A 21,613-nucleotide genomic window follows, 5' to 3' on the forward strand; every position below is an offset into this window, starting at 1 on the left:
GCGCCACCCGGCCGCGACCGTGGCCGGGGCCGGCGCCGCTAGTTGGACGTCGGGCGGCGCGGCGTGGCGCCATGGCCGCCGTCGACGTAGATATGCTGGCCCGTGACCCAGGCGCCCTGCTCGCTGCACAGAAAGGTCACCATGTTCGCCACGTCCTCGCCCGTACCCGCGCGGCCCAGCGGGATGAAGGCGGCGACCATGTCGTCCCAGACCTTGCCGCGCGGCACATCGTCGAGCCGGCTGGTGTCGATGATGCCGGGGGCCACGGAGTTGACGCGGATCTTCCTGGGCCCGAGTTCGCCGGCCATGATGGTGGTCAGGCCGTTGATGGCGATCTTGGTCGTGGCGTAGGCTGCGGTGTCAGGTGCCAACAGGCGCGCCGCGAGCGAGGAGATGTTGACGATGGCGCCGCCCTCGCCCTGCTCACTCATGCGCCGGGCAAACGCGCGCGACATGTAGAAGGTGCCGTTGAGGTTGGTGTCCATCACGCGCTTCCAGGTGTCTATCGACAGCTCGGTGACGGGCACGCGGTCGCCACCGCGCGCCGCGCCCGCGTTGTTGATCAGGAAGTCCACGCGGCCGAACTCGCGCGTGACCCGCGTCACCAGCGCATCGACAGCCTCGGGGTCGGCCACGCTGGTGACGACGGGAAGGGCGCGCCGGCCCATGGCGCGGATCTCCTCGGCGACGGACTCGATGTCGCGCCAGCCCGCGCGCCGCTCATCCTCCGGATAGGTCTGCGGCGCGCGCCCGGTGCCCGTCAGCACCACGTCGCAGCCGGCGCGCGCAAGCGCCAGCGCAATCGGGCGGCCTATGCTGCGCATGCGCCCCGCGCCCGTGACCACGGCCACCTTGCCGTCAAACCCCGTCAATGCAAAAGCCATGTTGCCTCCTTGTGGGGCCGCATGCTCCTTTGCGCCCGCCCCCATGGCATCGGCCGCATGGACTATGGATACACGAGCCCACGCAATGGACCATGAGACGGCCTCCATTGGCTTCAATATTGATAGCTGCCAGCGCAATACCCAAGCGTGCAAACGGCCAATTTCAATCCAAAACCTAGGACTATCCCGCAGGGCGTTGGCCTGGGTGGCCGCACATCGTCTGAGCGGACGATGCCCGGGACCGGCGACTGCCAAAGAATGCCCGCAACGCCCCATGATCGAGCCGCCAGCACCGGCATCGCGCGCAGCGCAAAGCCGGCCCGAGCGGCCTGGTACGGGCCCATCGCCACCTCAACGACCAAGGCTCATTCATGTCCCAACCCGCCCATGGCTGGCGCAGCCACTACGCCCTGATACTGCTGCTGCTCGTCTACACCGTCAGCTTCATAGACCGGCAGATCATGAGCATCCTGGTGCAGCCCATCAAGCAGGAGTTCGGCGTATCCGACACCGCCATGGGCCTGCTGACCGGGCTGGCATTCGGCCTGTTCTACACCGTGCTCGCGATTCCGTTCGGCCGCTATGCCGACCGGGCCAACCGGCGCAACTTCGTGGCCTATTGCTGCGCCGCCTGGAGCGTGATGACGGCGCTGTGCGGCATGGCGACGGGCTTTGTGTCGCTGGCGCTGGCGCGCATGGGCGTGGCCGTGGGCGAGGCCGGCGGCGGCGCGCCGTCGATCTCCATGGTCACCGACCATTACCCGCCGCAGCAGCGCGGACGCGCCCTGAGTGTCTACATGCTCGGTCCGCAGATCGGTCTGCTGCTGGGCCTCACGCTGGGCGGCTGGATCGCCCATCACCATGGCTGGCGCGCCGCGTTTCTGGTCATGTCCGTCCCGGGCGTGGTGGTCGCGCTGCTGCTGCGCTTCACCGCCATCGAGCCGCGCCGCGGCCAGTGGGACAGCGCCGGCGGCTCGCCCGCGGGCGCCGCCACCGAGCCCCTGGGCGTGCTGCTGCGCGACCTCTGGGCCTCGCGCGCCTTCGTGCGCATCACGCTCGCCTGCATGCTCATGACCTTCGTTGGCTACGGCATCGGCATCTGGACCCCGGCCTTTCTCGTGCGCTCGCATGGCATGTCGCTGCAGGACGCGGGTGTCGTCATGGGCCTGATCGGCGGCGTGTTTGCGGCCGCGGGCGCGCTCACCAGCGGCTGGCTGTGCGACAAGCTCGCCAGACGTGATGCGCGCTGGCGCATTGGTGTGCCCTTGCTGGGCTGCCTGCTGACCTTGCCCAGTGGCGTGGCCTTCTACATCCTTCCGGCGGGCAATGCCTGGCATATCGGCAGCTTGGTCGTACCGCATGCCGTGGCCTTCTACCTGATGTTTGCCTTTACCGCCGTGTGGTGGTCGGCTCCGGCCTATGCCGCACTGGCCGAACTGATCCCCGCGCACCGCCGCACATCGGGCATGGCGATCTTCAACATGATCATCACCCTGGTGGGCAGCGGCCTCGGTCCTCTGCTCGTGGGCATGCTCAGCGATGTGCTGGTGCCGCAGTTTGGCAACGAGGCGCTGCGCTGGGCGCTGGCGATCGCCACGGCCGCATCCTTTCTGCTGGGCATCGTGGCCTTCATCCGCGCCCTCAGCCCCTACGCGAGCGAGCGCGCCAGACCGGTGGCAGCCCCCCAGCCGACCGCACCCCTGTCCCCGGCCCGGGCATGAGGGCCAATCCACTACTACATTCGGACGATGATCGCGGCGCCCGATGGGTGAACCATGGTGCCCATCCACACATAACTATTCCCTCACAGGAGACAAGCGCGTGGCAAGAACCTTCAACCTCGCAGACCTGTTCGAAGTGGTCGCCAACGTAGTGCCGGAACGCACCGCGTTCATCTGCGGCCAGCAGCGGCTGAGCTATCGTGAGCTCGACGAGCGCGCCACCCGGCTGGCGTCGGCCCTGCGCGCGCATGGCGTGAAACGCGGCGACAACGTCGGCATCCAGCTGCACAACTCGGCCGAGTATCTGGAGACCTTTCTCGCCTGCTGCAAGATCGGTGCGGCGCCGGCCAACATCAACTACCGCTATGTGGCCGACGAGCTCGAGCATCTGTTTTCCTCGCTCGAGCTCAAGGCACTGGTGTTTGGCGCCGATTTCGCCGACGAGGTGGCCAAGGTCGCGCCGCGCGTGCCCACACTCAAGCTGCTGGTGTGCGCTGGCGCGGGTGCTGCCCGTCCCGCCGGCGCGCTCGACTATGACGCCCTGCTCGCCTCGGGCGAGGCGCGGCTCGACGACCCCGAGCGCAGCGACAACGATCTCTACCTGCTGTGCACCGGCGGCACCACCGGCCTGCCCAAGGGCGTGATGTGGCCGCACAAGTCGCTGTTCATGGGCGCATTGGGCGGCGGCGGCATCTTCTTTCGCCGGCCACCGGTCAAGACGCCCGAGGAGCTCGCCGAGTTCGTCCCCCACGGACCACCGCTGACCTATATCGCGCTCGCGCCCATGATGCATGGTGCGGCAATGTGGGCATCGCTGATCAGCCTGCTGTCGGGCCACACGGTCACCGTGAACGACCAGAAGAACTTCGACGCCGAACATGTCTGGGACATCGTGGTGCGCGACGGGGTCAACATCCTGTCCATCGTCGGTGACGCCATGGCGCTGCCGCTGATCCAGGCGCTCGAGGCCCATCCTGGCCGCTGGGACCTGTCCAAGGTCGCCATATTCGGCAACGGCGGCGCGGTGTTCTCGGGACATCTGCAGGAGCGCATCAAGACCCTGCTGCCCCACATCATGATCAACAACGGCATGGGCTCGTCCGAGGCCGGCATGGTGGGTGGCGGCGAAAAGCCCGTGCAGGGCTCGGGCCTGATGCGCATCACGCCACGCCCCGACCTGGCGGTCATCGACGACCAGCACCACATCGTCACAGAGCCCGGTGCCCAGGGCATTCTCGCGCGCACGGGCTACACGCCCGTGGGCTACTACGGCGACGCGAAGAAGACGGCAGCGACCTTCATCACCATCGATGGCCGGCTCTGGGTGCTGACCGGTGACAGCGCACGCATCGACGAGTCCGGCGACATCGTCGTGCTCGGCCGCGGCTCGCAGTGCATCAACACCGGCGGCGAAAAGGTCTTCCCCGAAGAGGTCGAGGAGGTCGCGCGGCGCTACGGCGCGGTTGCCGACGTGCTCGTGGTGGGCCTGCCCGACGAGCGCTGGGGCCAGAAGGTGTCGGCCGTGATCGAGGTGGCGCCCGGCCAGCATTTCGATGCGGCCGAGTTCGACCGCATCTGCCGCGAACACCTGTCGGGCTACAAGGTGCCCAAGGCGGTGTTTCTGGCCCATCGCATACAGCGCAGCCCCGCGGGCAAGGCCGACTACCGCTGGGCAAGCCAGTTTGCCAGCAGCAACCCCGCGCTTTGACGCCCACGCCGCCCGGAGCGAGCGGCGCTGCTTCAACGACGCAGCGCCGCGAACACCATCACGGGCTGCAGGATCACCGTCACGAGGGCTCCATACGCGCCCTTGAACCAGGCATAGCCATTGCCGTCGAACTCGGGCGCGCCCAGCGCCTGCATCGCCAGCACGGAGCCACCACCGAGCAGCGCAAACCCCATCAGGCCTATGGCCAGGCCGCCGCCCCACAGCGACGGACTCATCCAGCGCGCAAGCCAGGGCGCCGCGAGGCCGTCGAGCACGGGCGCCTTGCCCACCTGGGCCTGCCGGCGTAAGAGCGGCCGCAGGATGAACCAGCTGATCCCCGGCAGCAGAAGGCCCGTCGCCAGCAGGTCGGAGGCATAGGCTCCCCTGTCCCACAGGCCGATCGCGCTCTCGCCGCGGTGCGCGGCCCAGGCAATGCCACCATTGAGCAGACCGTTGATCAGGCCGGGCAGCAGTTGCTGTGTCATGAAGAATCTGCGGTGGGCGGTGAAATGCATGCTGAGGGACCTGGTGGAATGCGTGCCCGCAAGGTAGCCGTCACACCACCGACAGGCATCGTCCATTTGATCGATTGCGCGGCCTGTAGTCCCATCGGACGATGGCGCAATCGCCCTGCCTGCCTACCCTTGAGACGTTCGGGTCACTGGTACCCGCATCACATTCGGAGCACAACATGAAACTCAAGGACAAGGTGGCGCTGGTGACCGGCGCCGGCCAGGGCATGGGCCGTGCGATTGCACAGCGCTTTGCCGCCGAAGGCGCGACCGTCGTGGCGCTGGACCTGAACGTCGAGGCCGCACAACAGACGCTGGAGGGCCTCGGTGGCAAGCATCTGGCGCGCGCGCTCAATGTGGCCGACTCGGCGGCCGTGAACGCCCTTGTCGACGAGGTCGTCGCCAAACTCGGCCGCGTAGATGTGCTGGTGAACAACGCCGGCACGGGTGGCATGGACAGCTTCACCGAGATGAGTGACGAGGCCTGGGCCCGCGTCATCGGCGTGAACCTGAACGGCGCCTTCTACTGCGCGCGCGCGGCGGTGCGCGCCATGCTCAAGACGGGCGGCGGCACGGTGGTCAACGTGGGCAGCACCTCGTCGGTGAGCGGCGATGGCCCGGCGCACTATGTGACCTCCAAGGCCGGCATCCAGGGCCTGACGCGCGTCATGGCCAAGGAGCTCGCCAAGAGCGGCGTGCGCGTCAACACCCTGGTGCCCGGCCCGACCAACACGCCCATGATGCAGGGCATCCCCCAGGAATGGGCCGACGCCATCATCGCCGGCGTGCCCATGGGCCGCATGGCCGAGCCCGAGGACATCGCCAAGGTGGCGGTGTTCCTGGCCAGCGACGACAGCGGATTTGTCACCGGCCAGAGCGTGGCCGTCAACGGCGGCAGCGCCTTCCTGTAATCCAACAAGGAGAGAATCAATGGGTAATCGACTGCAAGGCAAGGTGGCCTTTGTTTCGGGTGGCGGCAGCGGCATTGGCGCGGCCACGGCGCGGCGCATGGCGCTCGAAGGCGCCACGGTGGTGATCTGCGGTCGCCGCCAGGAGCCGCTCGACGCCGTGGTGGAGCAGATCCGCGCCGCCGGCGGCAAGGCCGAGGCGGTGATCGCCGATGTGGGCAACGAGGCCCAGTACGTGGGCGCCATCGAGGACGCGACAAAGCGCCACGGCAGGCTCGACATCCTGGTGAACAACGCCATGGCCTACACCTGGGGCGCCATCGATGCCATGACCACGGCCGACTGGCATGCCAACTTCCAGACCACGGTGGACGGCACCTTCTGGGGCACGCGCGCGGCGCTCAAGCTGATGAAGGACAAGGGCGGCTCCATCATCAACGTGTCCTCGATCTGCGGGCAGGTCGGCGTTCCCTGGATGGCCGGCTACAGCGCCGCCAAGGCGGCGGTGGACAACTTCTCGCGCGCCGCGGCCGCTGAAGGAGCCCCCCACGGCGTGCGCGTCAACGTGGTGATTCCTGCCGTGGTCGAGACCCCGGCGACGGCCAGCATGCTCGCGACCGACGAGAGCCGCAAGGCCACGGAGAAGCTCATCCCCATGGGCCGTGTCGGCCAGCCCGACGATCTGGCGCACGCCATCGTGTTCCTGGCGAGCGACGAGGCCGGCTACATCACCGGCGCATCGCTGCCCGTCGATGGCGGCCGCTCGGCCGTGCTGGTGACGGCGCTGTGAAAGAGAGTTCCCCCATGAGCAACTCCTGGCCCGGCACGCTCGAGGAGCGCATCGACCGGCTCGAATCTATCGATGCCATCCGCCAGCTCGCCGGCAAATACTCGCTGTCGCTGGACATGCGCGACATGGACGCCCATGTCAACCTCTTCGCCCCCGACATCCGCGTGGGCAAGGACAAGGTCGGCCGGGCCCATTTCAAGGCCTGGCAGGACCAGACCCTGCGCGACCAGTTCACCGGCACCTCGCACCACCTGGGCCAGCACATCATCGAGTTCGTGGACCGCGACCACGCCACCGGCGTCGTCTATTCCAAGAACGAGCATGAATGCGGCCCCGAGTGGGTGATCATGCAAATGCTGTACTGGGACGACTACGAGCGCATCGACGGTCAGTGGTATTTTCGCCGCCGCCTGCCCTGCTACTGGTATGCCACCGACCTGAACAAGCCGCCGATCGGCGACATGAAGATGCGCTGGCCCGGCCGCGAGCCCTACTGGGGCACGTTCCACGACCTGTTCCCGAGTTGGAAGGAATTCTGGGCCCAGCGCCCGGACAAGGACAGCCTGCCCGAGGTGGCCGCGCCCGCGCCGCTGGAGCAGTTTTTGAAAACCATCCGGCGCGGCACGCCCGCGCCCAAAATGCGCGTGCGCTGAAGCCGCCCCACTGGTATGACACAGCAATTGTTCACGCCCGTCACACTGGGCGACCTGCAACTGGCCAACCGCATCGTCATGGCGCCCATGACGCGCAACCGCGCCGATCCCGACGGCACGCCCAATGATCTGATGGTCGAGCATTACGCCCAGCGCGCCGATGCCGGCCTCATCGTTGCCGAGGGCACCTGGCCCGAGGTGACGGGCCAGGCCTACTGCCGCCAGCCGGGTATAGAGACCGCGGCTCATGTCGCCGGATGGCGCCGCGTGACCGATGCCGTGCACCGGCGCGGTGGCCGCATCGTGCTTCAGATCATGCACAGCGGGCGCATCGGCAGCCGGCACATCAAACCCACCGGCGTGCCGACGGTGGCCCCGTCGGCCCTGCAGGCGCGCGGCGAGGTCTGGACCGATGCGGCCGGCATGCAACCCTTCGACCAGCCCCAGGCGTTGAGCACCGAGCAGGTCAAGGCCGCGATTGCCGAGCATCGCGCGGCCGCGCTGCGCGCCCGCGAGGCTGGGTTTGACGGCGTGGAGCTGCACGGCACGAGCGGCTACCTGAGCATGCAGTTCCTGAGCTCGGCGACCAACCAGCGCCAGGACGAATACGGCGGAAATGCCGCCGCGCGCGCGCGCTTCGCGGCAGAGTGCCTGGCCGCCATGGCCGACGCCATTGGCGCCGGGCGCGTGGGCCTGCGCCTGAACCCGGGCAACACCTACAACGACACGGCCGACGAGGACTCGGGCGCGACCCACGCCGAGCTGATGCGCCAGGCACGCCCGCTGGGACTGGCCTATCTGCACGTGATGCGCGCGCCGGCCCAGGACATCGACGCCTTTGCCCTCGCGCGCGAGAACTTCGGCGGCCCGCTGATCCTCAACGACGGCTTTGACGGCGTGAGCGCCGAGGCGGCCCTGCAAGCCCATCAGGGCGAGGCGATATCGTTCGCGCGCCATTTCATCGCCAACCCCGATCTGGTGCAGCGCCTGCGCACAGGCCAACCTCTGGCCAAGTTCGACCGGCGCACGCTCTACACCCCAGGAGCGGCCGGCTACAACGACTACCCCGCCATCGCCGCAGAGACCACCACCACCACCGCCTGAAGTCCCCGCCGCCCCCAAGGCAAAACGCCCCGACGATCGGGGCGTTTTGCTTTCGGGGCTGGATTCGCGTTACCCGCACATCTCGGCCGGCAAGGGGTTCACTGTGACGCGCAGATGGCGGCTCAGGTCGCCCTGGAAGTCCATCTGCCGATAGTCACGCTCGGTGAAATGCCAGACGCCCTCCGTGCAGGCAAAGCGGTCGAGATAGCGGCCGCTGGCGATGACCTGAAGGCCAAAGCCATCGACCGCCTGCAGGACCGTATAGCACGACCTGGCACTGGCCGTCTGGCCGTCCCCGGCCACCTCGACGATGGGATTGGTGATCAGGTGGCGCGTGCGCGGCGTGCCGCACGGATAGAGGATGAGGATGCGCCGCCACAGCGCCAGCAGCGCCTGCGCATCCAGCGGCCGGGCCGCTCCCGTCTGAATGCGGGCACGCTCGAACATGGCCGCGGCCTGCTCGAGCTGCCCCCCGTCAATATGCTCGGCGTAGCGGTACAGCAGCTGCGTGATCTGGAAGGCCGCCTCGGCGGCCCCCATGCCGGTGGGTGTCATCACGCGGTGGCGGGATGATGGCCATGCGCCGCGTTCTTGCGCTCCTGCTCCTCCTCCACACCCAGCCAGCAGGCCAGGGCCGGCAGCAGGAAGATGGCTCCGAGCACGTTCACGAGGAACATGAAGGCCAGCAGAATGCCCATGTCCGCCTGGAACTTGAGGGCGGAGAAGGCCCAGGTACCGACACCGATGGACATGGTCACGGCCGTGAACACGGCGGCCGTGCCGCGCTGGCGCATGGCCTCGTAGAAGGCCTCGCGCAGCGCAAGACCACGCCCCCGCATCTCGTGCTGCATGGACTCGAAGATATAGATGCCATAGTCCACACCCACACCCACGCCCAGCGCAATCACGGGCAGCGTCGCGACCTTCAGGCCGATGCCCAGCAGGGCCATGAGGGCGTTGCACATGATGGTGACCAGCGTCAGCGGCACGATCACGCAGAGCACGGCACGCCAGCTGCGGAAGGTGAGCCAGCACAGCAGCGAGATGGCGGCAAAGATGGAGATCAGCATCTGCACCTCGGCCTTCTCCACCGCCTCGTTGGTGGCGGCCGCCACGCCGGCATTGCCGCCGCCGAGACGGAAGGTGGCATTGGACAAGGGATTGGCGTCGATGAAGCGCTGCACCTCGTCGACCACATGCTTGAGCGTGCGGCCCTCGTGGTCGGTCAGGTAGATGGCGATGTGGATGAGCTTGCAACCGTCGGTGTTGTAGCCGTTCTCGGGGTTGGCGGCGCGCGCGCCGGCGCGCAGACCCGCCTCGCTGCGCTGCAGCACGGCCCAGCGGGGGTTGGCCTCGTTGTTGCCGGATGCGTAGAGCTTGGTCAGGCCCGCGATGGTGCGGATGGACTGCACGCCGGCCACGCCACGCATGTGCTGGTCGAAGCGCTCCACGGCGTTCATCACCTCCCAGTTCAGGCAGGCCTCCTCGAGGTTCTTGGTCTCGACATAGACCGACAGCACGTCCATGCCGATGGCATAGCGCGAGATGATCTTGGCGTTGTCCTGGTTGTAGCGCGACTCGGCGCGCAGCTCCGGCACACCGCTGCCGATGTCACCCGTCTGCAACTGGCGCGAGTAGTAGGTGGCCCCGGCGAGCAGCACCAGCATGACGGCAAAGGTGGCCAGCGCCGGCCGCGGCTGAGCCAGCGACGACACGCTCCACCACAGCGGATGGCGCCTGTGGGCATTGTCGGGCGCCTGCTGCGCGGTGAACTCCAGGCGCAGGTGCGACAGGATGATCGGCATGAACATCTTGTTGGTCATGATCATCAGCGCCACGCCCAGGCAGGCCGTCAGGCCCAGTTCATGCACGATGGGAATGTCGATCACCATGATCACCATGAAACCCAGGGCGTTGGCCAGCAGCGCCATGATGCCGGGGATGGCCAGCTTGCGGAACGCGTTCTCGGCCGCCTGGCGCGCGCTCTGGCCGGCCATGACATCCTGCTTCCAGGCGTTGGTCATCTGCACCGCGTGCGACACGCCGATGGAGAAGATCAGGAACGGCACAAGCACCGACATGGGGTCGATGCCATAGCCGATCAGCGGCAATATGCCCAGCAGCCAGATCACGGGCAGCAGCGCCACGGCAATCGCCAGCGTCGTGAGTTTGAGCGAGCGCGAGTACAGCCAGAGCAGGATGGTGGTGACGGCAAAGGCGATCGCAAAGAACAGCACCACGGTGAACAGGCCGTCCATGACATCGCCCATGACCTTGGCAAAGCCGACGATCTGGATGTCGATCGGCCCCTTGGCAAACTCGTTGCGGATCTTCTCCAGGTCCTGCGCTACCTGGGCATAGTCCAGATGGGCGCCGGTCTCGGGGTTGACCTCCAGCAGATCGGCCTGCACCAGGGCGGACTTCAGGTCCTTGGCCACGAGCTGGCCCACCACTCCGGACTTGGCGACATTGTTGCGCACGCCCGCAATGCTCTCGGCGTCGCCGCTGAAACGAGATGGGATGACCACATCGCCAGTGAAACCGTTCTCGGTGACCTCGATGTAACGCACATTGGGCGCAAAGATCGAGCGCACGCTGCCACGGTTCACGCCCGGGATGAAGAACACCTCGTCGTGCACCTTGCGCAGTACGTTCAGAAACTCAGGGTTGTAGATGTCGCCCTCCCCCTTCCACTGCACGCTCACCAGCACCCGGTTGGCACCCGAGAAGGTGGCCGAGTGCTGCAGAAACGCCGCCATGTACGGATGCTTGAGCGGAATGAGCTTGTTGAAGCCCGGATCCAGCCGCGTGTGCATGGCCGAGAAGCCCAGGGCCAGGGTCAACAGCAGAAAGAACGCCCCGAGCGGCTTGCGCAGATGAATCAATGCGCGCGCCATGGTGGCGACAAAGGCGTCGGTGCGTGAGAGTGGTGTGGTAGTGGACATGGCAGGCACGAATCGGTAGCAAGGGCGCGTGCATTGTTGGTTGCGCGTGCGCATTGGAGCATCGTCCAAAAGGACGAACAGGGCGCGGGCCATGGTTCGGGGTTTGCCCTGTCGTCCAAATAAGGTATGCCAAAGCGGACCGCTGCAGGCATCTTTCACGCGCCTGTTCAGCAACGACCGGAACATGCGGCAACTACCCACGCCCTGACGGCACTGCACCCGCGCGACGGCGTCAGCCCTTGCGCCCGTGCATTGCGGACTCATGGCTGCGGGATCAGGAGCCTCGTGGGTTGCCCGGTTCTGCCGCGCAGGCCCCAGAACGCCTGCCGCCGCTGCCCCACGGGGACAGGCCTATCTCACAACATCCCAACCCCATAGGAGTGGAGCCATGGAATTCTCCCCCCCTGCCCGCCAGGGCAGAGCGCCCGCACGAACCCTGGTATCGCAGGCGGCCGCGCTGTCGCTGTGCGTGCTCGGCAGCGCAGCACAGGCCGGACAGACAATCTATCTGTCAGATGACACGACGCTGGACTACTCGCTGACACTGTCCTATGCGGCCTCGGCGCGCACGATGTCGCCCGCGGGCGCCTACCTCGCCGACATCAACAACGACGATGCCACGCGCAACTTCAAGAAGGGAGCCCTGATCAACAACCGTGCAAGCGTGCTCGGCGAGGTGCGCCTCAAGCGCGACAACCTCGGCTTTCTGATGCGTGGCACGGGTTTCTACGACAGCGTCTACCGCGGCAGCAACGACAACGACTCGCCCGGTACGGTCAACAAGATCGGAGCACACAACGAGTTCGTGTCCGCCACGCGCAAGCGCAGCGGCCAGGATGGGCGCATCCTCGACTTCTATGGTTACGGCAACTGGGTGGTGGGCAACGACCAGCATCTGTCGGTCAAGCTCGGCCAGCATGTCGTGGCCTGGGGCGAGAGCATGTTCTGGCCCAACATCAGTCAGGGCCAACTGCCTGTGGACGCCACCAAGTTCAACGTGCCCGGCACCGAGGCCAAGGAGTCCTACCTGCCCGTGCCGCAGATCTCCGCGAGCCTGACCCTGACCGATGACCTGACGGTCACCGGCTACTACCAGTTCAAGTGGAAGGAGACGCTGCTCAACCCCGTGGGTGACTTCTTCGGCTCGGACATCTTCGGACCCGGCGCGCAGTTCATGCGCCTGGCCCCCGGGGTCATCACCAGCCTGCCCGACCACAGCTTCGCCGTGGCCAACTTCGCCGGCGAACTCAAGCCCAAGGACTCGGGCCAGTGGGGTCTGGGCCTGCGCTATCAGGCCACGGACGCGTTGGAGCTCGGCCTGTTCCACTACCGCTACCACGATCGCGTGGGAGCGATGTTCTTCGACTTCTCGGGGGCCACGAGCTATTCGTCCTTCGGCAAGTTCGCAAGCCACGCATCTCCTGGCAGCGTGCCCTACTACAAGCTCGGCTACTTCGAGGACATCAAGCTCACCGGCGTCAGCTTCAGCAGCAAGCTCGGCGACAGCGTGCAGTTCGGCGGCGACCTGAGCTATCGCGACGGCGCGCCCGTGTACCTGGAGAACGGCTCCGCCACGCGCGGGCGCTATCTGCAGGGCAACGTCAACGCCGTCTACATGATGGGCCCGAGCGCCCTGGCCCACCAGACCACGCTGATGGGCGAGCTGATGCACCAGCGCATCATGGGCGCGGACACGCTCACAGTCACCGGCGGCGGGCCGGGCACGGATGGCACGTTCTCCAAGTATGTGTATGACGGACAGACGCGCGGCTCCACGCTGCTGGGCATTGGCGCCATCATGGATTACCCGAACATCTTCAATGGCTGGGATCTGAGCACCAAGGCCATCTGGACGCAGAACATCCAGGGCAGCGCCGTCAGCGGCATGGGCCGTGACGAGAAGCGCCTGACCCTGGGCGCCGACTTCAAGTACCTGGGCAACCTCACCCTGGGCATCACCTGGGTCAACTATCTGGGCTCGGCCGACATCAAGGCCGGCCGCACCATGGCGGACCGCGACTACGTCACGCTCAACGCCAAGTACACCTTCTGAAACCCGAGGACGCAACGATGACCAAGAAACTGCACCTTCTCTCTGTGGCCGCTGCCGCGGCCTGCCTGCTCGCAGGACAGGCCAGCGCCAAGGCCACGGCCGAGGAAATGGCCCGCCTGGGCAAGGACCTGACCTGCGTGGGGGCCGAGCGCGGCGCCAATGCCGACGGCAGCATCCCGGCCTGGAGCGGCAAATGGCTGGGCAAGCCACCACATGTGGACTTCAAGGGCACGGGCTCGCATCCGGTAGACCCCTACCCTGAGGACAAGCCGCTGTTCGAGATCACCGCGGCCAACATGGACAAGTACGCCAATCGCCTGTCCGACGGGCAGAAGGCGCTGTTCAAGAAGTACCCGCAGACCTTCAGAATGCCCATCTACCAGAGCCGGCGCGACTTCCGCTTCCCCGACTCGGTGTGCGAGGTGACCAAGGAGAACGCCGCCAAGGCCGAGCTGATCGACGACGGCGAGGGCATTCTCGCCACCACGGGCGGCATAGCCTTCCCGTTCCCAAAGACCGGCCTGGAGCTGCTCTGGACCTCCTCGGTCTTCACCTTCCGTCCCTTCACCGAGGAGCTGATCTCGGACAACGCCTATGTGCTGGCTGACGGCAAGATCAACTGGGGGCGCGTGAAGTCGCGCAACCTGGCATCGCACCTCGACCCCAAGAAGCACCACAACACCGCGGACAACAACCAGTCCTCGTTCTACCTGAACGAGACCCTGCTGCCCGAGCGCGACAAGGGCGAGATCAACACCGGCATGGAGTGGTGGAACTTCAAGACCAAGCCGCGCCAGAGCTGGCGCTACGACCCCGGCACGCGCCGCGTGCGCCAGTCGCCCGGCTATGGCTTCGACATGTCCTTCCCCGGCTCGGGCGGCTCGATCACGGTGGACGAGGTGCGCCTGTTCAACGGCACGGGCGAGCGCTACAACTGGAAGATCGTGGGCAAGCGTGAGATGTACATCCCGTACAACACCTACCGCCTGCACTCGGACAAGCTCAAGTACGCCGACATGCTCACTCCTGGCCACATCAAGCCCGAGGTGATGCGCTATGAGCTGCACCGCGTCTGGGTGCTGGAGGGCACGCTCAAGGAGGGCTTTCGCCACCTCTACGGCAAGCGCGTGATGTACATCGACGAGGACAGCTGGCTGATGATGATGGGCGAGAACTACGACGCCCGCGGCGGCCTGTGGCGCACCTCGATGATGAACTACTTCTACGCCTACGAGGCCAACACCTGGCAGGCCGGCGTGGGCCTCTACCACGACCTGCAGGCCGGCTCCTACCTGGCGTTCAACCTGGTCAACGAGCAGCGCAACGGCTACACGCTCAACACCGGCAAGCTCACCGAGAAGGACTTTGGCGCCGAGGCCGCGCGCCGTGCCGGTCTCTGAACCTTGATCGGCTGAACGAGGCCCAAGCCTCCAGGCAAGGCACCTCCGGCCCCGGCCGGCGGTGCCTTGTCGCATTTGCGACAGGCCTATCGAGGGCGCTTGCCAACGCTGCTGCGTTAGTCTCAACGGACGATGTTGCCACCGCCCGCGTTGGCCAGAATGCCCTTCATCCCCCAATCCATGGGAACGAGAAGGGACCGATCATGATGGACATTCGCGGACTGGCTTACGTGGTGGCACAGACCACCGACGTGCCACGTTGGAAGAACTTTGCCGAGAACGTGCTCGGCATGATGACCAGCCCCAGCGCGGGCGGCGGCCTGCTGGTGCGCATGGACGAGCGCCAGTTCCGCTTTGCCGTCGAGCCCGGCGCACGCGACGCCTATGTGGCCTCGGGCTGGGAGGTGGCCGGCCAGGCCGCGTTCGACGCCGCCGTGCAGACCCTGCGCGCCGCCGACGTGGCCCATGTGCTCGAGGACGCGGCCTTCTGCCGCCAGCGCTGCGTGCAGCAGGCGGTCAGCTTCTCTGACCCCTCGGGCAACCGCCACGAGGTGGTCTGGGGCTTCAAGTCCGACTTCGCACACTTTGCCTCGCCCAAGGGGGTGTCGCGCTTCATCACGGGCGGCATCGGCATGGGTCACACCGTGCTGCCCTGCCCCGACTTTGCCAAGACCGCGGCGTTCTTCAAGGACGTGATGGGCTTTGGCCTGTCGGACATCATGAACTTCGAGCCTCCGGGCACCGAGGGCGTGGTGCTGCCCATCCACTTCCTGCACTGCAACAACGGCCGCCACCACAGCCTGGCGATCGCGGGCTTCCCCGTCGAGAGCGGCTGCGTGCATGTGATGGTGGAGGTCGAGGACATGCCCGAGGTCGGCCGCGCCATGGACCGCATGCGCGAGCACAAGGTGCAGCAGACCGCCACCCTGGGCCAGCACACCAACGACAAGATGATCTCGTTCTACATGCGCACGCCGTCGAACTTCGACATCGAGTTTGGCTACAACGGCGCGGTCATCGACTGGAGCGAGCACATCGCCCATGAATTCACGCGTGTGAGCCTCTGGGGCCACGACTTCAGCGTGTCGCAACAACAGCTACTGGACAAGGAGGCGTGATCGCCATGGCCAACAAACTCATGAGCGCGGCACAGGCGGTCGCCCAGATCAAGGACGGCATGACCGTCGGCATCGGCGGCTGGGGACCGCGGCGCAAGCCCATGGCCCTGGTGCGCGAGCTGCTGCGCAGCCCCGCCCGGGACCTCACCGTGGTCGCCTATGGCGGCGCCGACGTGGGCATGCTCTGCGCCGCGGGCAAGGTCAAGAAGCTGGTGTTTGCCTTCGTCTCGCTCGACTTCATCCCGCTCGAGCCCTATTTCCGCCAGGCCCGCCAGAGCGGTGCCATCGAGGTCATGGAGGTTGACGAGGGCCTGTTCATGCTCGGCCTCAAGGCAGCGGCCATGCGCGTGCCCTTCATCCCCACGCGCATAGGCCTGGGCACGGATGTGCTCAAGCACAACCCGGATCTGAAGCTCGTGCCCTCGCCCTACGACGGCAAGCATTGGGTGGCCATGCCCGCCCTGCCGCTGGACGTGGCCCTGCTGCATGTGGACCGCGCCGACGCGCGCGGCGTCTGCCAGGTCAAGGGCCCGGACCTGTACATGGACGACCTGTTCGCGCGCGCCGCCAAGAGCACGTTTGTCAGCTGCGACGAGCTCGTCGAGAGCAGCCACTTCGCCCAGGGCGAGGAGGCGCGCTACGTACCCTGGGAGCGCTCGGAGACCACAGGCGTAGTGCACCTACCCTATGGCGCACACCCGAGTTCCTGCGCGCCGCTCTATGGCTTTGACACCAAGCACTTCAAGGAATACGCCGCCAGCGCCAAGGAGGAAGGCGGCTGGGCCAACTACTTTGACCGCTACGTGCAGTGCTCTCAGGAACAGTACCTGGAGCGCGTGGGCGGCCCCGAGGCCATCGCCAAGCTGCCGCTGCCGGTGTTCTGACCAGAAAGGAAATAGAGATGAGTGAAATCGCCCTGGTGGACCGCATCATCTGCGCCGCCGCGCAGGTCTGGAAGGACGACGGCGAGGTGCTGGCCACCGGCATCGGCATAGTCCCGCGCCTGGCCGCGTCGCTGTGCATGCGCTCCATCAACACCGACCTGATGATGACCGACTCCGAGGCCTGGATCGTGCAGGAGCCCGTGCCGATTGGCCCGCGCGGCGGCTATCAGGTCAAGCGCGAAAGCCACATGGGCTTTGCGCGCATCTTCGACAACGTCTGGGGCGGCAAGCGCCACGCCATGGTCGGCCCCACCCAGGTGGACCGCTTCGGCCAGGGCAACATCTCCATGGTGGGCAGCGACTACGCCAAACCGAAGTCCATGATGCTGGGCGTGCGCGGCTTTCCGGGCAACTCCATCAACCACGCCAACTCCTTCTTCGTGCCCAACCACAGCACCAAGGTGTTCGTGAGCGGCGAGGTCGACATGGTCGCCTCGGTGGGCTACAACCCGGCGCGGCTGGAACAGGGCTGGAGCCTCGAGGAAGTGGCCGACGTGCGCTACGTCTTCACCAACCTGTGCGTGATGGACTTCGGCGGCCCGAACCATCAGGCGCGCCTGGTGTCGCTGCACCCCGGCGTGACCGCGGCCCAGGTGCAGGAGGCCACGGGCTTCCCGCTCTACATACCCGACCAGGTACCCACCACGGCCGACCCGACGCCCGCGCAACTCGCGCTGCTGGCCGAGCTCGACCCCCACAACCTGCGCGCCAGCGTGCTTGGAGCCTGAAGCCATGACCTCCCCCCACCCCGGTGATGCGCTGGTGCAGCGCGAAGACAAGTCGGTGTACGAGACCGACGAGCCCGTGCTGTACTCCGTGGCCGATGGCATTGCCACCGTGACCATGAACCGCCCGAGTTTCAACAACGCGCAGAACTCGCAGATGACCTATGCGCTCGACGAGGCCTTCTACCGCGCCGTCAGCGACGACGCCGTAAAGGTCATCGTGCTGCGCGGCGCGGGCAAGCATTTCAGCGCCGGGCACGACATCGGCACGCCGGGGCGCGACATCAACAAGCCGTTCGAGCGCAAGCACCTGTGGTGGGACCACACCAACAAGCCCGGCGGCGAGCAGCTCTATGCGCGCGAACAAGAGGTGTACCTGGGCATGTGCCGGCGCTGGCACGACATCCCCAAGCCGACGATTGCCATGGTGCAGGGTGCCTGCGTGGCCGGCGGCCTGATGCTGGCCTGGGTCTGCGACCTCATCGTCGCAAGCGACGACGCCTTCTTCCAGGACCCGGTGGTGCGCATGGGCATCCCGGGCGTGGAGTACTTTGCCCACGCGCATGAACTCAACCCGCGCATCGCCAAGGAATTCCTGTTCCTGGGCGAGCGCATGAGCGCCGAGCGCGCCCACCAGATGGGCATGGTCAACAAGGTCGTGCCACGCGACGAGCTCGAGGCCGCCGTCTACGCCTGGGCCGCCAAGATTGCGAGCCAGCCGCGCCTGGGGCTCTCGCTCACCAAGACCGTGATCAACCGCGTGGAGGAGCTGCAGGGCCTGCGCGCCACCATGGACATGGCCTTTGGCTACCACCATTTCTCGCACGCCCACAGCCAGGTGCTGGGCGCCGGCCAGCTCGGCGGCCAGGATGCCAAGAGCATGGTGCAGGCCAACAAGCAGGGAGCCGGTGCATGAACGACAGTTCCAGCACCCGCCCCACCCTGCGCACGCCGCTGTGCGAGCTGCTGGGCTGCGACTACCCGGTGGTGCAGACGGCCATGGGCTGGGTCGCAGGCTCGAGCCTGGTGGCGGCCACCACCAATGCCGGCGGCTTTGGCTTTCTGGCCGGCGCCACGATTGCCGCCGACCGCATCGAGGCCGAGATCCTGCGCGTCAAGAAGCTCACCGACGACCGCCCCTTTGGTCTCAACTTCCACATGTTCCAGCCCAATGCACAGCAGCTGCTGGACCTGGCCGTGAAATACCGGATTCGCGCCGTGAGCTATGGCCGCGGGCCCGACAAGAAGACCATTGGCCGCCTGCGCGACGCGGGCATCGTCTGCATGCCCACGGTGGGCGCGCTCAAGCATGCGCAAAAGGCCATAGAGATGGGCGCCAACGCCATCACCATCCAGGGTGGCGAGGGCGGCGGCCACACCGGCAGCGTACCCACCACGGTGCTGCTGCCCCAGGTGGTCGATGCCGTGCAGGTGCCCGTGGTGGCCGCGGGTGGCTTCTATGACGGACGCGGCCTGCTCTCGGCCCTGGCCTTTGGCGCCCAGGGCATTGCCATGGGCACGCGCTTTCTCATGACCAGTGACTCGGGCGTGCCCGAGGCCACGCTCGCGCGCTACTTGGCCACGAAGGACGCCGAGCAGATCCGCATCTCGCACCTGATCGACGGCATGCCCCAGCGCATGATTCCCAACGAATACCTGTCCATGCTGGAGAAGGCCTCGCCGCTCAAGCGCGTGCGCATCGCGCTCTCGCTCGCCATGCAGTGGAAGGCCCAGACCGGCATGACCACGGGCCACGCGCTGTCGGTGCTGTGGCAGGCGCTGCGCGAGGACCCGGCCAGCGTCGCCCAGACCGTGATGGCCGCCAACGCCCCCATGCTGCTGCAGCGCTCCATGGTCGAGGGCAAGCCCGCCGAGGGCGTGATGTCCGCGGGCCAGGTGGCCGCGCTGATCGGCAGGCTCGACTCCTGCGAGCAGGTCATCCACGGCATCGTCGCCCAGGCGCAGCAGCGCCAGCAGCAGCTTTCACAGCAGATCTTCGCAACCGACCTATCCACCCAGTGAGCCCCTCCATGAGCCAGCAGCAGTTTTATTCCCAGGTGCACGACAACGGCGTGGCCGAACTGGTCATAGACCGCGCCCCGGTCAACGCTCTCAACGCCGCGGGCTGGAACGGCCTGGCCGCCGAGATCGCCGCCCTGGGCCAGCGCCCCGAGGTGCGCGTCATCGTCATCCGCGCCGAAAACCGCGGCTTTTGCGCCGGCGTGGACATCAAGGAGCTGGCCGCCAACGACAAGCTCATCGTCAGCGTCAACGCGGGCAACTACGCCACCTTCAAGGCCGTGCACCGCAACCCCGTGCCGGTGATCGCCGCGGTGCATGGCTTTGTACTCGGCGGCGGCATAGGCATCTGCGGCGCGGCCGACATCGTGATCGCGGCCGACGACGCCACCTTCGGCCTGCCCGAGGTGGACCGCGGCGCCATGGGTGGCGCAGCCCATCTGCAGCGCATGTTCGGCGTGCAGAAGACGCGCTACCTGTTCTTCACGGGCGAGATGATCGGCGCGGCCGAGGCGCTGCGCCTCGGCGCCATAGAGCGCGTGGTGCCCAAGGACGCCCTGCGCACCACCGCGCTGGAGATCGCCGCAAAGATCGCAGCCAAGAGCCCGGCCATGATCCGCATTGCCAAGGAGGCATTGAACGGCATCGAGGACGGCAACCTCGAGGACAAGTACCGCTGGGAGCAAGGCTTTACCCTGCAGGCCTACATGAGCCCCGACTCCGCCGAAACGCGCCAGGCCTTCGTGGACAAGCGCGAAGCGAAATTCTGACCCTTTGACCTCGACCCGCCAGGACCGACACCATGGACCTTCGCTACACCCCCGCCCAACAGGCTTTCCGTGCCGAGGTGCGCGACTGGCTGCGCGCCAACGCACCCAAGGAATCCTTCGCCAGCTACGACACACGCGAGGGCTTTGAACAACACCGCCAGTGGGAGGCCAGGCTCGCCAGTGCCGGCTTCAGCAGCGTGACCTGGCCCAAGGAGCTGGGCGGGCGTGGCTGCGACCTGATCGAATGGCTGATCTTCGAGGAGGAGTACTGGGCCGTTGACGCGCCCCAGCGCGTGAACCAGAACGGCATTCTGCTGTTCGGCCCGACCCTGATGGAGTTCGGCACGCCCGAGCAGAAGGCACGCTTTCTGCCGAGCACCGCGCGCTGCGACGACATGTGGGCCCAGGGCTGGAGCGAGCCCAACGCGGGCTCGGACATGGCCGCCATCTCCAGCAAGGCGATACGCGATGGCGACCACTACGTCGTGACCGGGCAGAAGATCTGGTCCACGCGCGCGGTGTTTGCCAACTGGCTGTTCGGCCTGTTCCGCTCCGACCCCAACTCCTACCGCCACCATGGCCTGACCTATCTGCTCGTGCCGCTCGATGCACCGGGCATCACCATCCGCCCCATCCGCGCGCTCAACGGCAAGGAGGCGTTCGCCGAAATCTTCTTCGACAGCGTGCGCGTGCCCGTGGCCAACCGCCTCGGCGACGAGGGCCAGGGCTGGCATGTGGCCATGGCCACGGCCGGCTTCGAGCGCGGCCTGCTGTTGCGCTCGCCCGCGCGCTACCAGCGCACGGCACAAAAGCTCGTGCAGCTCTACCGCAAGCACCAGGCGGCGGCCGACCGCGACCCCAGCATCCGCGAGGCCGTGAACCGCGCCTGGATGGGTGCCGAGGCCTATACCCAGGCCTCCTACCACACGGTGGCCAAGCTGGCCCAGGGCGGCAGCATAGGCGCCGAGGCCAGCACCAACAAGATCTTCTGGTCCGAGCTCGATCTGCTGCTGCACGAGACCGCACTGCGCATCCTGGCGGCACGCGCCGAGCTCGTGGACGATGCCGAGACGCATGACTGGATGGAAGGCTTTCTGTTCGCCCAGGCCGGCCCGATCTACGCCGGCAGCAACGAGATCCAGCGCAACATCATTGCCGAGCGCGTCCTGGGCATGCCGAAAGCATGAACACCCCCCTGTGCGGCTGCGCCGCTTCGCCCTTCTCTCGCTGCTTGCGCGCGGGAAGGGAGACGACGCCAACGCGGCGGGGCGGCCCTTGCGCGGCGTCTGCTGGCCTGCCGCGCGCCCAGCTTCCACGCTGCGCCCCAAGGCGCACCTAACACCGTTTTTCTGGGAGAAA

At 66.8% G+C, this 21,613-nt stretch carries 19 protein-coding genes; 15 read left to right on the forward strand and 4 right to left on the reverse strand.

Annotated features, from left to right (window positions below):
- Positions 1-38: 38 nt before the first annotated feature.
- A complete protein-coding gene (locus ABUE11_RS09705; RefSeq protein ID WP_367065192.1) occupies positions 39-884 on the reverse strand; it encodes an SDR family oxidoreductase in 846 nt (281 codons plus the stop codon).
- 371 nt (positions 885-1,255) lie between these two features.
- Here ABUE11_RS09705 and ABUE11_RS09710 point away from each other — a divergent pair, with 371 nt between their 5' ends.
- Entirely contained in the window at positions 1,256-2,605 is a 1,350-nt protein-coding gene (locus ABUE11_RS09710) for an MFS transporter (RefSeq protein ID WP_367065193.1), read from the forward strand.
- A gap of 100 nt (positions 2,606-2,705) precedes the next feature.
- Entirely contained in the window at positions 2,706-4,313 is a 1,608-nt protein-coding gene (locus tag ABUE11_RS09715; protein ID WP_367065194.1) for an acyl-CoA synthetase, read from the forward strand.
- 32 nt (positions 4,314-4,345) lie between these two features.
- On the opposite strand, the gene ABUE11_RS09720 is transcribed toward ABUE11_RS09715, so the two are convergent.
- Complete coding sequence (locus ABUE11_RS09720; RefSeq protein WP_367065195.1) at positions 4,346-4,798, reverse strand: hypothetical protein; 453 nt, start codon at positions 4,796-4,798, stop codon at positions 4,346-4,348.
- Positions 4,799-5,004: 206 nt separating this feature from the next.
- Here ABUE11_RS09720 and ABUE11_RS09725 point away from each other — a divergent pair, with 206 nt between their 5' ends.
- From ABUE11_RS09725 to ABUE11_RS09740, 4 genes are read left to right on the forward strand one after another with little or no spacing between them, the layout of a single operon-like run.
- The gene (locus ABUE11_RS09725; protein WP_367065196.1) at positions 5,005-5,736 is read left to right on the forward strand and encodes a 3-oxoacyl-ACP reductase family protein; all 732 of its coding nucleotides are present in this window, start codon (positions 5,005-5,007) and stop codon (positions 5,734-5,736) included.
- A 19-nt stretch (positions 5,737-5,755) separates the two neighbouring features.
- The gene (locus ABUE11_RS09730) at positions 5,756-6,523 is read left to right on the forward strand and encodes an SDR family NAD(P)-dependent oxidoreductase (protein WP_367065197.1); all 768 of its coding nucleotides are present in this window, start codon (positions 5,756-5,758) and stop codon (positions 6,521-6,523) included.
- A gap of 14 nt (positions 6,524-6,537) precedes the next feature.
- A complete protein-coding gene (locus ABUE11_RS09735) occupies positions 6,538-7,176 on the forward strand; it encodes a nuclear transport factor 2 family protein (protein WP_367065198.1) in 639 nt (212 codons plus the stop codon).
- A 15-nt stretch (positions 7,177-7,191) separates the two neighbouring features.
- Positions 7,192-8,280: an alkene reductase gene (locus tag ABUE11_RS09740; RefSeq protein ID WP_367065199.1), complete on the forward strand. Its 1,089-nt coding sequence runs from the start codon at positions 7,192-7,194 to the stop codon at positions 8,278-8,280.
- A 69-nt stretch (positions 8,281-8,349) separates the two neighbouring features.
- Here ABUE11_RS09740 and ABUE11_RS09745 read toward each other — a convergent pair whose 3' ends face one another.
- Together ABUE11_RS09745 and ABUE11_RS09750 are read right to left on the reverse strand one after the other, a co-directional pair.
- Positions 8,350-8,835, reverse strand: a complete 486-nt coding sequence (locus ABUE11_RS09745) for a nuclear transport factor 2 family protein (RefSeq protein WP_367068796.1) — start codon at positions 8,833-8,835, stop codon at positions 8,350-8,352.
- The gene (locus ABUE11_RS09750) at positions 8,835-11,225 is read right to left on the reverse strand and encodes an efflux RND transporter permease subunit (RefSeq protein ID WP_367065200.1); all 2,391 of its coding nucleotides are present in this window, start codon (positions 11,223-11,225) and stop codon (positions 8,835-8,837) included. Before ABUE11_RS09750 ends, ABUE11_RS09745 begins: the two co-directional genes overlap by 1 nt.
- A gap of 388 nt (positions 11,226-11,613) precedes the next feature.
- Here ABUE11_RS09750 and ABUE11_RS09755 point away from each other — a divergent pair, with 388 nt between their 5' ends.
- From ABUE11_RS09755 to ABUE11_RS09795, 9 genes are all read left to right on the forward strand, one after another.
- Positions 11,614-13,278 (forward strand): DUF1302 family protein, encoded by a 1,665-nt coding sequence (locus tag ABUE11_RS09755; RefSeq protein WP_367065201.1) that lies wholly within the window; start codon positions 11,614-11,616, stop codon positions 13,276-13,278.
- Positions 13,279-13,295: 17 nt separating this feature from the next.
- Entirely contained in the window at positions 13,296-14,678 is a 1,383-nt protein-coding gene (locus ABUE11_RS09760) for a DUF1329 domain-containing protein (protein WP_367065202.1), read from the forward strand.
- Between the two features lie 203 nt (positions 14,679-14,881).
- Positions 14,882-15,796, forward strand: coding sequence for a VOC family protein (locus ABUE11_RS09765; RefSeq protein WP_367065203.1), 915 nt, complete (start codon positions 14,882-14,884; stop codon positions 15,794-15,796).
- A 5-nt stretch (positions 15,797-15,801) separates the two neighbouring features.
- Positions 15,802-16,680, forward strand: coding sequence for a CoA-transferase (locus ABUE11_RS09770; protein ID WP_367065204.1), 879 nt, complete (start codon positions 15,802-15,804; stop codon positions 16,678-16,680).
- Between the two features lie 17 nt (positions 16,681-16,697).
- Positions 16,698-17,468 (forward strand): ketoacid CoA transferase, encoded by a 771-nt coding sequence (locus ABUE11_RS09775; RefSeq protein WP_367065205.1) that lies wholly within the window; start codon positions 16,698-16,700, stop codon positions 17,466-17,468.
- Positions 17,469-17,472: 4 nt separating this feature from the next.
- The gene (locus ABUE11_RS09780; protein WP_367065206.1) at positions 17,473-18,381 is read left to right on the forward strand and encodes an enoyl-CoA hydratase; all 909 of its coding nucleotides are present in this window, start codon (positions 17,473-17,475) and stop codon (positions 18,379-18,381) included.
- Positions 18,378-19,487 (forward strand): nitronate monooxygenase, encoded by a 1,110-nt coding sequence (locus ABUE11_RS09785; protein WP_367065207.1) that lies wholly within the window; start codon positions 18,378-18,380, stop codon positions 19,485-19,487. The genes ABUE11_RS09780 and ABUE11_RS09785 overlap by 4 nt, the downstream gene beginning before the upstream one ends.
- 8 nt (positions 19,488-19,495) lie before the next feature.
- Complete coding sequence (locus ABUE11_RS09790; protein ID WP_367065208.1) at positions 19,496-20,254, forward strand: enoyl-CoA hydratase family protein; 759 nt, start codon at positions 19,496-19,498, stop codon at positions 20,252-20,254.
- Between the two features lie 32 nt (positions 20,255-20,286).
- A complete protein-coding gene (locus tag ABUE11_RS09795) occupies positions 20,287-21,441 on the forward strand; it encodes an acyl-CoA dehydrogenase family protein (RefSeq protein ID WP_367065209.1) in 1,155 nt (384 codons plus the stop codon).
- Positions 21,442-21,613: the final 172 nt, after the last annotated feature.

This window comes from Oryzisolibacter sp. LB2S (genome assembly GCF_040732315.1).
Taxonomy (GTDB): Bacteria; Pseudomonadota; Gammaproteobacteria; order Burkholderiales; family Burkholderiaceae_C; genus Alicycliphilus; species Alicycliphilus soli.